Annotated in this window: 13 protein-coding genes and 1 pseudogene; 4 read left to right on the forward strand and 10 right to left on the reverse strand. The window is 44.6% G+C overall.

Features of this window, described 5'->3' with window-relative positions:
* The 4 genes from rplE to CWB72_RS07855 form a co-directional block, all read right to left on the reverse strand.
* Entirely contained in the window at window positions 1-540 is a 540-nt protein-coding gene (rplE, locus tag CWB72_RS07840) for a 50S ribosomal protein L5 (protein ID WP_058031300.1), read from the reverse strand.
* A gap of 16 nt (window positions 541-556) precedes the next feature.
* Window positions 557-871, reverse strand: coding sequence for a 50S ribosomal protein L24 (rplX, locus tag CWB72_RS07845; RefSeq protein WP_058031301.1), 315 nt, complete (start codon window positions 869-871; stop codon window positions 557-559).
* Window positions 872-881: 10 nt separating this feature from the next.
* Window positions 882-1,250, reverse strand: coding sequence for a 50S ribosomal protein L14 (rplN, locus tag CWB72_RS07850; protein WP_058031680.1), 369 nt, complete (start codon window positions 1,248-1,250; stop codon window positions 882-884).
* 327 nt (window positions 1,251-1,577) lie between these two features.
* Window positions 1,578-3,536 carry an AsmA family protein gene (locus CWB72_RS07855; protein WP_138630393.1) on the reverse strand — a complete coding sequence of 653 codons (1,959 nt, stop codon included), beginning with the start codon at window positions 3,534-3,536 and terminating at the stop codon, window positions 1,578-1,580.
* A gap of 242 nt (window positions 3,537-3,778) precedes the next feature.
* On the opposite strand from CWB72_RS07855, the gene CWB72_RS07860 reads away from it, so the two are divergent.
* Entirely contained in the window at window positions 3,779-4,945 is a 1,167-nt protein-coding gene (locus tag CWB72_RS07860; protein WP_138630395.1) for a hypothetical protein, read from the forward strand.
* Between the two features lie 242 nt (window positions 4,946-5,187).
* The gene (locus CWB72_RS07865) at window positions 5,188-5,853 is read left to right on the forward strand and encodes a TorF family putative porin (protein ID WP_138630397.1); all 666 of its coding nucleotides are present in this window, start codon (window positions 5,188-5,190) and stop codon (window positions 5,851-5,853) included.
* A 62-nt stretch (window positions 5,854-5,915) separates the two neighbouring features.
* Here CWB72_RS07865 and purT read toward each other — a convergent pair whose 3' ends face one another.
* From purT to CWB72_RS07880, 3 genes and pseudogenes are all read right to left on the reverse strand, one after another.
* Window positions 5,916-7,103, reverse strand: a complete 1,188-nt coding sequence (purT, locus tag CWB72_RS07870) for a formate-dependent phosphoribosylglycinamide formyltransferase (RefSeq protein ID WP_130256634.1) — start codon at window positions 7,101-7,103, stop codon at window positions 5,916-5,918.
* A 44-nt stretch (window positions 7,104-7,147) separates the two neighbouring features.
* Entirely contained in the window at window positions 7,148-7,807 is a 660-nt protein-coding gene (locus CWB72_RS07875) for a fumarylacetoacetate hydrolase family protein (protein ID WP_138630399.1), read from the reverse strand.
* Between the two features lie 323 nt (window positions 7,808-8,130).
* Window positions 8,131-8,493 (reverse strand): annotated as a pseudogene (locus CWB72_RS07880) (ATP-binding cassette domain-containing protein); the annotation flags it as partial.
* Between the two features lie 151 nt (window positions 8,494-8,644).
* On the opposite strand from CWB72_RS07880, the gene CWB72_RS07885 reads away from it, so the two are divergent.
* Entirely contained in the window at window positions 8,645-9,322 is a 678-nt protein-coding gene (locus tag CWB72_RS07885; RefSeq protein ID WP_138630401.1) for a nitroreductase family protein, read from the forward strand.
* 67 nt (window positions 9,323-9,389) lie between these two features.
* Here the strand turns inward: CWB72_RS07885 and CWB72_RS07890 are convergent, their stop codons facing one another.
* From CWB72_RS07890 to CWB72_RS07900, 3 genes are read right to left on the reverse strand one after another with little or no spacing between them, the layout of a single operon-like run.
* A complete protein-coding gene (locus tag CWB72_RS07890) occupies window positions 9,390-10,448 on the reverse strand; it encodes an efflux RND transporter periplasmic adaptor subunit (RefSeq protein ID WP_138630403.1) in 1,059 nt (352 codons plus the stop codon).
* Window positions 10,432-13,722: an efflux RND transporter permease subunit gene (locus tag CWB72_RS07895; protein ID WP_138630405.1), complete on the reverse strand. Its 3,291-nt coding sequence runs from the start codon at window positions 13,720-13,722 to the stop codon at window positions 10,432-10,434. Before CWB72_RS07895 ends, CWB72_RS07890 begins: the two co-directional genes overlap by 17 nt.
* Entirely contained in the window at window positions 13,722-14,024 is a 303-nt protein-coding gene (locus CWB72_RS07900) for an ArsR/SmtB family transcription factor (RefSeq protein ID WP_058031315.1), read from the reverse strand. Before CWB72_RS07900 ends, CWB72_RS07895 begins: the two co-directional genes overlap by 1 nt.
* 136 nt (window positions 14,025-14,160) lie before the next feature.
* Here CWB72_RS07900 and CWB72_RS07905 point away from each other — a divergent pair, with 136 nt between their 5' ends.
* A complete protein-coding gene (locus CWB72_RS07905; protein ID WP_354384658.1) occupies window positions 14,161-14,343 on the forward strand; it encodes a YgaP family membrane protein in 183 nt (60 codons plus the stop codon).
* Window positions 14,344-14,347 lie beyond the last annotated feature (4 nt).

The raw sequence follows: 14,347 nt of genomic DNA on the forward strand, positions 1-14,347 counted from the left end.
TTACTTTTTGAATGGGAAGTTGAACGCTTCTAATAACGCACGGCCTTCATCATCTGTTTTCGCAGAAGTAGTGATCGTGATATCCATACCGCGAACGCGGTCTACTTTATCATAATCAATTTCTGGGAAGATGATTTGCTCACGTACGCCCATAGAGTAGTTACCGCGACCGTCAAAAGACTTTGCGCTAACACCGCGGAAGTCACGAATACGTGGCATCGCGATAGAGACTAAACGCTCTAGGAAATCCCACATACGCTCGCCGCGTAGGGTTACTTTACAGCCGATTGGGTAACCTTCACGGATCTTAAAGCCAGCAACTGATTTACGAGCTTTAGTCACTAGAGGCTTCTGACCAGAGATTGACTCAAGATCGCGTACAGCGTTCTCAAGGATCTTTTTGTCAGCTAGGGCTTCGCCCACACCCATGTTAAGTGTGATCTTTTCGATCTGAGGGACTTGCATGACAGAGCTGTAACCGAACTTTTCAAAAAGTTCTTTTACTACTTTGTCTTTGTAAACTTCATGCAGTTTCGCCATCGTCTACTCCAACTAATTAAATAGCTTTTCCGTTAGACTTAAAGAAACGAACTTTTTTGCCGTCTTCAAATCTAAAACCTACACGATCAGCCTTGCCAGTTTCGGCATTGAAGATCGCTACGTTAGAAGCGTCGATTGATGCTTCTTTTTCAATGATACCGCCAGCTTGTTGAAGCTGAGGAACTGGTTTTTGGTGTTTCTTGATAAGGTTTACACCTTCAACGAAAACACGACCAGTTTCAGTAACAACTGAAAGCACTTTACCGCGCTTACCTTTGTCTTTACCGGCTAGTACGATTACTTCGTCATCACGACGGATTTTTGCTGCCATGATCGACTCCTTATAGTACTTCTGGTGCTAGTGAAACGATCTTCATGAACTTGTCGTTACGTAGTTCACGAGTCACAGGGCCGAAGATACGAGTACCAATTGGCTGTAGGTTATCATTTAAGATAACAGCCGCATTGCTATCGAAACGGATTAAAGAGCCGTCTGGACGACGAACGCCTTTTTTAGTACGCACAACTACTGCGTTTTTAACATCACCTTTCTTCACTTTACCGCGAGGAATTGCTTCTTTAACAGAAACTTTAATGATGTCACCAACTGCCGCGTAGCGACGGTGCGAACCACCAAGGACTTTAATACACTGCACTTTGCGAGCGCCGCTGTTATCAGCAACGTCCAGCTGAGTTTGCATTTGGATCATTTTTGATGCTCCGGTGTAGTTAAACTTCGCTCCAAATTCGTATGAATATGAAGCAGTTAGGTTATTAATCACTCAAAAAACGTGGAGTTCGTCTTTCAAGGGCGGGCAATTGTAGCAATAAAGATGAGGTATGGATAGTTCAATTTTTAATTAATTGCGCTATTCCACCAAGTTTCCTAAATTGCATTTCTGATATGGTGACAAGCAGTTACTTTTTCAAGCGTAAAAAAGTAAAAGCGTTCAATAGCTTAATTTATATACAAAGGAGTGATTGCAAAAAATAAAAAACTGGTAAATTAACCACCAGCTTTTTATTCTTTGTCGAGCTTAGCCAAATAAACCTTTCAATTTATCTTTTAGCTTATCTTTTACTTTGTCTTTCGCTTCTTCTTTGGCTTTGTCTTTTGCCGCACTGCCAAAGTCAAGTTTGTAATCTGCTTTGTGGAATGGGCCCTTGATACGCAGCGGTACTTTAAAGCCAGTGCTGTCATCGCTGCTTGCTTGGCCTTCAATGGTATCAACCAAACCAGTCACTAGGCGGTAATTCACATAGGTTTTAGGTAAATCGACTTCACCGCTGCCCGTAATACGTAACAGTGGACTGGCAAGGTTTAGGTCGGTATTGGTGCCGACACCATTTTTAAAGGTGAAGGTGCCAGTCAGTGCCGAGAAGTCGGTTTTCTGATTTGGATCGAAGTCGGCATTCAGGCCTTCTTTTAATGATGAGAAGTCACCTTTGAGCATTTCGCTGCCTTTACGCATCATCTCTGCAATATTGGCCCCTTTTACACCACCATCTACAAAGCTAAACGCCAGATTACCCGTTAAAGCAGACACAAACTGCTTCTGACTTTGACCTTGGGTGTTCAGCGCCCAACTGATGCTGCCTTTACCCAATACCTTGTCAAAGCCGACCGCGTCAGTCAGTAATGGTTCGGCGTTGATGTCGGTTAAACTGAAGTCGGTATTGATCTGATAAGGGGCACGGTTGGCATTCACCATCACTTTACCCTGCCCTTTACCTTCGTAAGCATTGAATTTATCTAAGCCTAAACGTGCTTTGCCGTCTTTAAGCTTAACTGAGAATTGGTTTTCACCCAGTTTGATCTCTTTGGCAATTAGGCCCGTTGAGCGCACTTTAATGTCGGCGTCTAAAGCATTAAGACCCGATAAATCAATCGGAGTGTCATCCCATACAATTGGCTGTGGCTCGCCTGGCTCTGCAGGCTTTGCAGGTTCGGCTGGTTTTTCTGGCCTCTCAGGTAGGTATGGATTGAGGTCTAACATACCCAGATCAATGTCAGCCATGACATTTAAACGCGCGCCTAAATCAATTTGGCTTTGCCCTTTAATTGCCAGTGCATCAAGTTTGGCTTCGAACGCGCTCAGCTTAAAAGTCTCTCCCGCGAGGTGCATATCACCACTGACACTAAACTGGTTAAAGGCGTTGTCTTTGGCTTCTAGGTCAATGCCCTGCCACTGAGTAATGGCTTTTACTGAGTCACCAGCAAGCTTCAAGTTACCTTTGATGTCTTTACCTTGCTGAGCAATGGCACCATTAAATTCAAGATCTAATAACTCCGACGCTAAAGTTTGCGTCACATTAAAGGTTTGCCCTTCAATGGCTTTTGCTGGTGTGTCGACCTGGATATTTAATTCAAAACGCTGTTGTTGGTAGGTTAACCCCCCTTTCACATCTAGCGGCTTGAATAAAGAAGGCAGCGCTACAATTAATTCAAAGTCACTCACCTGCTGTTTTGCGCCAGTCACACCATCAAGATAAGTCAGTTGCCCTCCGTAAATCGCCACTTCACCTAAGCTAACATCAAACCCTTGAGGTAATTTTACTGGACCAGCGGCGGCTTCATTCGTTTGGGCTGTTGGCGCAGCGGCGGTTGTTGGCATGATCTGCCAGTTCGCTTTGCCTTGTTTGTCTTTTTCTAGCAAGATGTTTGGATTGCGGATCACAAAACGCTCTAACTTGGCTTCACCACTTAATAGCGACAACCAAGGAATATGCACGGCAAGCTGCTCCATACTTACCATATTTTCAGCACTGCCCGAGGCCATATTGGCAAAAGCAACGTCGTTCAGCTCAATACTTAGGCTTGGAAACACCGTTAGCTGGCTTTCACCGGCAATGGTGAGTTTACGACCTGCGGTATTTTCAACTTGTTCTGAAACCTGCTGAATAATGGTGTCGGTTGGGATCAAAAATGGCGCCGCAACCACAGCACCAACGGCCACAACAACCACACCACCAATGACTTTTACAAAGCGATTCATTGCTTTTCCTTACATTTGCAATTGATGTTACTAATCATAACGGCTGAGACGAAAAAAATCTGCCTCTTCGCTCATTTAAGCTACAGATTTATACCGTTAAAATTAAAACGCATTTCTATCGTTGCATCCACGTCACACTTAGGTATGATCCTCGCCCTCATTTGTGTAGCACAAGTTCTACTACACTTATTTGGTTAGCCAATTAACCCTTAATAACTTAACCCGTGGAGACACCAACCCCTATGAAAAAGCTGCTCATTTCCCCGTCAAAAATGGCATTGGGTGAACAAGAAAGTCAGATTTACCAAAACATTCTTAAGCAATCTACCGAGATAAGTTTGAATCTGATGGCAGTCAAAGTAGAAAACCACCCAGAAGACTTTTTGGGTTGGTGCTATGAGTTATTAGATGTGGCAAAAAACCGCATCAACTTCGATTTACTCGATGATAACCAGCTTCCGACAGTAAAAAAACTACAAGATTTGTTAATTTCTGCCATCAGTTTTTTACAGCTTAAAACGCTACGTATTGCACCTTGGCCGGTAATCTGTGGCTTCATCGAGCAACATAAAGACATATTAGCACTTGAAGAAAAATTAAAGCTAACCAGCTACTTAGCACCGATGCGCAGCACGCCATTAAAAGAGATGATCGCCGAAGACCGTTTAGCGTTTACTGGTAAACATGCTGCTAGTTTAGATACCAGCGTGTACAACTTCGACGTTGAGTGGTTTGCGTCAACGAAGAGCGCCAAAGGGTTCCACCAGCTATTAGCAGACTTACCTGGCGCATTTGATGACGCCCTTGCGAACATTCCTGCTGAAGGTGACGTAAGCGAGCAAGACTATCAAGCATTTATGATTGGTTACTTAAGTGCGTTTGCGGGCACAGACGAAAAACCAACCCTTGCGCCTGCTACACGCCTATTATCGATGCGTCGCCCGGATGTGTTCACACCTATTAGCAACAACCGACTAGATGCACTTTGCCAAGCATTGGCTATTAGCCGTTTAAATAACCGTGACTTTGAGCGCTATTGGTCAGATGTTGTGATGAGCGTCCGCACTATGCCTTGGTTTGCAATGACGACTGAAAACGGCGAATTAGAAGAGCAACTCGCCAGCATTAAAGCACTACTGCCTTGCTTCTTCTATTATGCTGACAAAGACACGGCTGATAACTCTAACTATATTAAGTTATTAAATAAGCCTGTGCGTAGTAGCCGCAGCGGTGGCACTAAAACAGTTCGTCGCGGTAAAGAGTCAGCAGAGGTATTGGTGGATCGCGCACTTGCTGATGAAAGCATTCCTGATCATATTCGCGATAAGCGTGACTCAATCATCGCAGAGGTTGAAAAAGGCCGCAGCGTGGACGAAACCATCGGCTTGATGCGCGCTATCTTTGGCTAACCTTTAGATATATAAGATTAAGCACAAAGAAATAAATATTCTCCGTTGCACGATATGCGCAAATATCGTGCAAGACATTATTCCTTTCGCACTAAAGCTGTGCATAAATTTTCTAATCAAAAAATATCATTTATAAAAAAACATTAATAATCAGATAATAAACTATATTAATATAGACATACGAAAAGTGGTGCACGCATTGCTTTTAAAATTAGGAAAAATTAGCCCACATAGGAATGAAGATGAAAAAGACAACCTCTATCTTGCTTAGCTCACTATTACTCGCAACTTCTACCGCAAGTTATGCTGAAGTCACTGCAAATATTGCAGCAAGCTCAAATTACTTCTGGCGTGGTATCACTCAGTCAGCTGATGGTGCAGCCGTATCAGGTGGCATTGATTATGGCAACGACTCTGGTTTTTACGCTGGTACATGGGTATCAAACATCGACTTCGGTGGCAAAGAAAGCTACGAGATGGATTTTTATGCGGGCTTTAGTGGCTCTGCTGGTGATATTGGCTACGATGTTGGCTATGTCTATTATGCTTACCCAGATGCCGAAGGCAGTATCGACTTTGGCGAGTTATATGGTGAAGTGAGTTACGACTTTTTAAGCGCTAAGGTTAGCTACTTAAGTAATGCTCAGAGCGGCTCAACCGCTGAAGAAGACATGCTTTATATCGAATTAAACGCTGCATTTAATGTTTTCACAGACACTGAGCTTGGTTTACACCTTGGTCGTTCAAGTGGTGACACTGTGAATGAATGGTATTCTGAAGACAGCTATATGGACTACGGTTTTAGCTTAAGCAAAGATGGCTTCACATTTGGTGTCATTAAAACAGACCTTGAAGCCGATGACGATATGAAAGCTTACGTTAGCTATGCTTTAGACTTCACACTTTAAGTATTAATTTACTGTCAGAAGTCAGTTTAGAAAGTTTACTAAACTGACTTTTAGATGAATTGCTATAAAATAGGTGACACTATACTCGCCGCATTTTTAGCTTTACCAACAGCTTGCTCAACGCTTTCTGCTTTCGCCAAAGCAACCCCCATTCGGCGCGTCCCGCTCACTTCTGGTTTACCAAACAATCGTATATCTGTATAAGGCTGTGCAAGGGCTTCTGCAACTTGATCAAATTGCACTTGCTGAGATTCTCCTGACACCAGTATTACACTTGATGCTGAAGGCCCATATAACTCAATATTTGCAATTGGTAATCCTAAAACTGCACGTACATGTAATGCAAACTCACTCAGGTTTTGCGAAATCAAAGTTACCATGCCTGTATCATGAGGACGAGGCGATACCTCACTGAAGAAAACATCATCACCCTTAATAAATAGCTCTACCCCAAATAATCCTCGGCCACCCAAAGCGGTTGTGACTTTTTCAGCGATCTCTTTTGAACGAGTTAAAGCAAGCTCACTCATAGCTTGTGGTTGCCAGCTTTGCTGATAATCACCGCCTTCTTGCACATGGCCAATCGGTGCACAATAGCTTGTACCATTAATATGGCGAATAGTCAGTAATGTGATCTCATAATCAAAATCGACAAAACCCTCAACAATCACGCGCCCTTTACCTGCTCTGCCACCTTCTTGGGCATATTGCCATGCAGTCGTAATGTCTGCTTTAGTTTTTATTACGCTCTGCCCTTTTCCTGAAGAACTCATGATTGGCTTAACCACACAAGGCATACCAATTGCGCTTATGGCTGATTCAAAGTCTGCAAAGTTATCGACAAACTCATAAGGTGAAGTCGTTAAATTTAGCTCCTCAGCAGCTAAACGGCGAATACCCTCTCGATTCATGGTTAACTGAGTCGCTTTTGCGCTAGGCACGACAGTGAAGCCTTGTGCTTCTAAGGCGACGAGTCTATCAGTGGCAATTGCTTCTATTTCTGGCACGATATAATCTGGTTGCTCTTGCTGAATGATGGCCTCTAACTTTTCACCATCTAACATAGACAAAACATAGCTTCTGTCTGCAACTTGCATCGCTGGAGCGTGCTCATACCTATCTAATACAATGACTTCACAGCCTAAGCGTTTAAATTCAATTACTGCTTCTTTGCCAAGTTCTCCACCTCCGCAAAGCAACACCTTGCAGGCTGTTACAGAAAATGGCGTGCCTAATGGTTTAATCTTCATAATTTATCCTTGGTAAATTAAAACCAACCTATTTGAGATTGGGATCAGTCGATTGTAACGAATGCATTGATAGGAGAGTAGGTTTGATATTGCAATTGTAACTTATCGCCATGATGTAATACGCCAACCCCTTCAGGCGTACCTGTTAATACAAGATCTCCAGGGCAAAGCGTAAAGTGCTCAGTAATTTCTTTTAAAAGTCGCTCGATACTAAATAACATCAGCTGTGTTTTGCCATATTGCTTTAGTTCGCTGTTTTGCCAGTAATTATATTCAGCACTAGCCAGTTCAGTGGCAGATTCTAACTGATAAAAAGGTGTGACTGGACAGCTGCCATCATAGGCTTTGGCACGCTCCCAAGGATGACCTTTGCTTTTAAGCTCGCTCTGCACATCACGTAAGGTCAAGTCGAGGGCGAGCCCAACTCCGGCAATTTTTGTCAGAACATCTTTATCACCGTATGAAATAGTCTCGCCAACTAACAAGGCCAATTCGGCTTCGTAATGGTGTTCACCTAAGCGTTTAGCAAGCTTAATCTCTTTGAAAGGCTGCAAACAGGTGCTGGGTTTAATAAATAGAATAGGTCGACTCGGGATCGGGTTATTCAACTCTTTCGCATGCGCCGCATAGTTGCGCCCAATACAAACTATCTTGCCCGTCGGTAGGTTGATCGCCTCGCCTGTGTGCCATTGATGTTGATACATACGCGCTCCTTTTTTGATACCTTTTCATCTACGTCGAGAGGTTAACATGACCGTATTATTTTTAAGGTTTATTTATTGAACCTTAAACATTCATCAAAGTTATTTTAGCTATTTGAAATCGCTCCACTTAGAAAAGTGAAGGCCTCTACAAGAGAGGCCTATATTGATTGAACTGAGCTATCATTGAATATAGCTCATACACATTACAGAGACTTAATATTATCGCCGGTCTCTTTATCGATGAGTTTTACAAATGGGTCGATACCAGCAAACTTAGGTAAATCCCTAACTTTAAGTTTGATCACATTATCACTCGTTGTAATGCTGTGCTTTTGCAGATACATCACATTCTCACCTTCATTGATGTCATCAGGATCGGCTTTGAACAGAGCAATATGATCAAGTAAGTCATAGGCACTGACGCGTGGATACACACCAAAATCTTGTGGTAAATACCCTAAGCGCTCACGTAGCGCCTTTGGCTGTTCGAGTATGTTTATCCCATCAAACTCAATACTGCCGGAGTCTGCGGATTGTAATGTCGCAATTGTTCGCATAAGTGAAGACTTACCCGCGCCATTCGGCCCCAGCAATCCATACATACCTTTTGGAATATCTAAATTAACTCCACGTAACGCATGCACACCATTATCATATGTTTTTGAAAACCAAGTTATTTTAAGCATTTACATTCCCTTTTTAGAACAAATAAGCAGCAACTGTTCTAGCAGCTTTACGATACAGGTACAATTAATGCCCTGCTAACAATTGCAATAATTTGTGAACACTGAAACACTGAATCTCAGATACAAAACAAGAATACCAAGGGGATGAAAAATGCAAGACCATGCTAACCGACCACTAACCGATTTTATAGAGTATCCACAAGACGAGATGCTGAGCCGCGCTGAAAGCTTTTTAGATAACTGTAAGCGTCGCCACACTATTCGCAGTTTTAGCGACCGTCCTGTACCAAAAGAGATCATCGAAGCCTGCATTAAAGCCGCAGGTACTGCACCAAGTGGTGCCAACCATCAACCTTGGCATTTTGTCGCGATCCACTCAGCTGATGTAAAAAAGCAAATTCGCCAAGCCGCAGAAGACCTAGAGCGCTCTTTTTATGAAGGTCGAGCGGGTGAAGAATGGCTAGACGCCCTGAAGCCATTAGGCACTGATGCACAAAAACCGTATCTTGAGCACGCGCCTTGGTTAATTGCTGTGTTCAGTCAAAAGAAAGGCGGTATTCACACTGAAGATAAAAACACTAACTACTATGTGCATGAGTCTGTGGGCTTAGCGACAGGCTTCTTAATTCAAGCGCTACATAATGCCGGCTTAGCAACGCTGACACATACACCAAAACCGATGAGCTTCTTAACCGATATTTGTGGCCGTGACCGTGACAATGAGCGCCCTTATATGTTGTTGATTGCGGGTTACCCAAGTGAAGATGCGACCGTGCCAGAGCACGCTTTAGTGAAGAAACCAATCGAAGAGATTGCAACGTTTTTATGAAGAATGCGCTCTAAAAGAAGGCCACATTTAAGTATGTGGCCTTTTACTTATGTAACCGTTCCGTCTCTTAAATCGCAGGCTTCAATGCGATTTTCTCGCCCGCTTCTAACCCTGCCAGTACTTGCACGTCACTGTTATTTACGGCTTCACCTAAGAGAACATAGCGCTTTTGCAATTGTCCTTGCTCAACCACTTCAACCATAGTTAATTGCCCATAACGTTTCACCAGTTTACGCGGGATCACAATGGTAACTTGCTCTTCGCCAGGCAGAAAGACTTGCGCATACATGCCCGGTTTTACTTCTTTAGCAAAACCAATATCAAGTTTGATGGCAAAACGACGCGCTTGTTTATCGGCAACCGGGACAATTTCGCTGATTTGCGCATACTCGGTTAGACCAACGGCAGGCACAAACACTTTTAACTTATCGCCAACTCGTAAAAAAGCAGCTTGTTGTTCGCGCACCGGCGTGTGAACTTGTAGCTTAGTCGGGTTATACAAAGACACAATCGCCATACCTGGGCTCAGCATAGTACCAGGCTCTTGTAAGCGCTCTACCACTTTGCCATCAATTGGCGCATGAATTTTGGTGTATCCCAAGGCAACTTGTGTGCCTTCAAACTGCTGAACCAAAGCCGCCGACTGCGCTTCTAGTTCATTCACTTTGGTTTGCCATTCATCAACCTGATTTTGTGCCACAAGCCCTTGGGCTTTTAGTGCAACCACACGTTCTAATTGCTTTTTAGCTTGTGCAAGCTGGGCGTCATTGGCGCTTTGCTGAGCCTTAACTTGCTGAACTTGTGTTTTTAAGTCAGCATCATCAAGGGTTGCGATTAACTGCCCCGCTGATACAGTATCGCCCGCACGTACATGTAAGGTTTTTAACTGCGCCAGCACACGACTCGACACGCGCGTATTAAACTTGGCATCGACGCTGCCGCTGACGACTTCAGCGCTTTTTACCGCTTGCAAACTCACGGTATGAGTTTGACCATTATATTCTTCAGCAAGGGCTTTTGTGCCCGCTGGCATTTTTTCGTTAAACACCCCAGCCATGGCCGCAATGGCAATCGCTAACACGCCCATCGCCGCACTGATCCCTGCAATTTTAGTTACTTGTTGCATCTTGCTGCCCCTGTTGCTCGGTTGATTTGAAAACTAAGAAATACACCACTGGCACCACTAACAACGAGAAAATCGTTGAAGCGATAATGCCAAACATAATGGCCAAAGCCAGCCCGCTAAATACGGGGTCGAGGATGATCACCGCATTACCCAATAAAGTCGTGCCTGCGGTGAGTAGCACTGGGCGCATACGCACTTCACCTGCGCGCACCAAAGCTGCTTTTAATGCCATGCCTTCAGCTCGAGCCTGATTGATAAACTCAACCAAAATAAGTGAATTACGTATTACGATGCCTGCCAGTGCTATCATGCCTATCATAGCCGTGGCAGTGAATAAAATAGGCTCAGGTGCGCCCGCAATCACGCGTTCGCCAAACTGATTTAGCGCCCAAAAGCCCGGCATAATACCAATCATGGTCAATGGAATAGCTGACATAATTATCAGCGCTAAACGGTTCGAGCCCGTTTGCATACGCAATATGATAAATATCGCCGTGAGGGCAAAAGCAAAGGCAATACCCATATCTCTAAACACATCAACGGTAATGCGCCACTCACCTTCGCCACCAAAGCTATAGCTGGTGCCTGTAGGCATTTGCCACCCTTGTGTGCCGCCTGAGTTTAAGAAAGTGCGCGTTTGCCAAGGTTGGTAACCTTCCTCAGTGCGATTTTCATCTGCAACCACATCGGCGATAACTCCTGCTGGCGTACGACCATTTAACTCCGCCATGACATACACCACGGTTTGCAGGTCTTTGCGCATAATCGGCTGTTCAACATGATGTTGTTGCCACTGACCAAGTTCAGACAGTGCAACCAAAGGTCGTGCCGCACTATCTAGGCCATAATCATTGGCGACTTTACTTAATGCCTGTTGACCCGTTAACTGCACGGCCGCCAAAGACTGCCATTGATTGCGCACTTCATAAGGTACTTGCAGTTGCACTGGTACGGGTATGGCTTCGTACGGAGTATATAGTACTCCTGCTGGCATACCTTGGCTGGCTATCTGCAGGGTTTGGCTAATATCTTGGGTGCTAATGCCTGATAACGCGGCTTTTTCTTTGTTCGTCACAAAACGCGCAAGAGGGGCGAGCTCTGCAATAGAGGTGTCGACTTCAACTACATGGGGTTCTTTTGCTAAACGTTTCGCAAGTGTGTTTGCCGCCTCATGATGCACTTGTGTTTCAACAAATGGATCGGCGGTGACTTCGGCCACTAAAGTATTTAACACTGGCGGACCCGGTGGCACTTCGACCACTTTGACCTTGATGCCATTTTGATTGAACCCGACCAACGCCTGACGTAAACGCAATACCACCCCATGAGATTGGTGGTCGCGCTCGGTTTTATCGTTAAGTAATACGCGCAAGTCAGCAAGATGCGGAGCATGACGGCGGTAATAACCGCGCACCATACCATTAAAGTCCATACTCGAAGGTTGACCGACATAAGCCGCAACCGCGGTGATTTCGTTAAGCTGCCACACGGCTTGTTGTACTTGTCGTGCCACCAAGCTGGTTTGCTCCAGCGAACTACCCTCTGGTAGCTCAACCAATATTTGCACTTCATTCTTGTTATCAAACGGCAGTAACTTAAGCGGCACCGCCCTAAATACCGGTAAACTGGCGCTCAGCATAAACAGCACCAATACCGACCAAAGTAACCACTTTGCTTTCGTATTCGAGTCTAATAGCGGCATCAATAACTTGCTATACAGACTCTTGCCTTCACCGATTTCAGGCTCTTCAATTTCATGGCCTTTAAGCAGCTTTTTGGCAAGCCAAGGCGTGACAAAGAAGGCCACGACGGTTGAGACCACCACACTCACAGGCACATTAAACGCCATCGGTGCCATGTAAGGGCCCATCATGCCAGTGATAAATGCCATCGGCACAAATGCCACCGCAATGGTTAACGTCGACATCAACAACGCCACTTTAATCTCACTCATCGCGCCAAGAATACGCTTGCTTGACGAGTCTGATTGCTTACCATGCTTTAAGAAGCGGCTGATGTTATCGACGCCCGTAATTGGATCATCAACTAATAAACCTAAAGACAAGATAAGCGCGAATAAGGTGACACGGTTAATGGTATAACCAAAGGCAAAATCTAGCGCCAGTGTAATGCCATAACAAATAGGCACAGCGAGGCCAACCACAATCGCTGGGCGCCAGCCTAGAAAAACCCCGACAAAAACCACCACTGTAAAGACCGCAAAGGCCAAGCTCACAGTGAGGTTATTTACTTTTTCATTGGCCGTTTCGCCGTAATTGCGAAGTACTTTGAAATCCACTTCATCGGGCAGTAACTCAGCTTTAAGTTGCGCCATTTTGGCCAGCGTTTGCTCGGCTACTGCGACAGCATTACTGCCTTTTTGCTTGGCAACGCTGATGGTGGCAAGGGGTAAATCTTGCTGTGCATCATCAATGGCCAACCACTGATATTGATTTGGCTCGCTTGGGCCATCGGTGACCGTTGCGACATCTTTTAATAATACTTGCTGACCGTTCACGACATTCACCGGCAGGCTCGCCACTTGTATTACATCGCGAAGCACATCGCCCGCTTGAAGTTGGATCTGTTGCTTGCCCTTCACCAGATGACCGACTTGCTGCAATTGATTCGACACTTGCAGCGCGCGTAATACATCTAAAGGCGTGGTTTGGTATGCAGATAGCGCACTGATGTCTAAATCGACTTGAACTTGGCGGGTGCGACCTGCGAGCACCTCAATGGCACTGGTATTAGGAATTTTTTGCAGGTGATTTGATAGCTCTTGAGCAAAACGCGTAAGTTCATAGTCGCCATATAAACGGGGGTCTTGTGAGTACAAGCCCAACATTAAAATTGGCACATCATCGACTTCTATGGGTTTGATCTGCCAATTGCTGATCACCGGCGCCATTTGCTCTTGATGCGCATAAAGCTTGCTGTAGGTATTGAGAATGGCGTTTTCTCTGTCTTCACCAACATGAAAGCGCAGCGTCACAACCGCTTGCCCTGTTTGTGTCGTAGAGTAAACGTGCTCAACACCAGGAATTTGTCGCAATAACTTTTCGAGTGGCTCAGTAACCAAACGCACCACTTCAGGCGCCCCTATATTTGGCGCCTGCACATAAATGTCGAGCATTGGCACGACAATTTGTGGCTCTTCTTCACGCGGCGTAAACTGTAAGGCCATAACCCCCATTACCAGCGATAAGAACAAGATCACAATGGGGATACGACCTTGTAAGCTTACCGAAATGGCTTTGTCTAAACCCATCATTATTCACCCGGTTGGCAAAAGAGTTGATAAAGCTGCTGCAAAATCGCCTCAACCTTAGGATCGGTAAGGCGGTAGTAAATTGTTTGCGCATCTCGACGGGTGGCAACACATTCGGCCTTTCTTAAAGCTGCAAGATGCTGAGAAAGTGCCGATTGCGCTAACGGTATCGACTCATTTAACTGCGTCACACTCATTTCACCTTGCAACAAGCTGCATAAGATCATCAGGCGGTTTTTATTCGCCATCATTTTTAATAACTGCTCTGCTTGTTCTGCGTTATGCGCCATATCTTCAATTTGCATACATGTCCCCACGGTCGATTTTCAACAAGTATAAACCATACATTAGAAAAATCTAATATTAGAGATTGCTAATTTAGATTTTCCTAATAAACTGATTATGGCCATGACTTCTGAATTTTTGAGGTGAGCTATGACAATGCATCCAATACTGCGCTTAATTGCCGGCACTATGGTGTTAATTTCTTTACTGTTAACCTACTTCATACACGAAAACTTTGTGTGGTCTACGGTATTTATTGCTATAAATTTAATTCAGTCATCTTTCACGCTTTGGTGTCCGATGATCACTTTTTTAAAACGACTCGGTATTAAGGAATAGTTCA

Source organism: Pseudoalteromonas phenolica (assembly GCF_005886345.1).
In the GTDB taxonomy this organism is placed as follows: Bacteria; Pseudomonadota; Gammaproteobacteria; order Enterobacterales; family Alteromonadaceae; genus Pseudoalteromonas; species Pseudoalteromonas phenolica_A.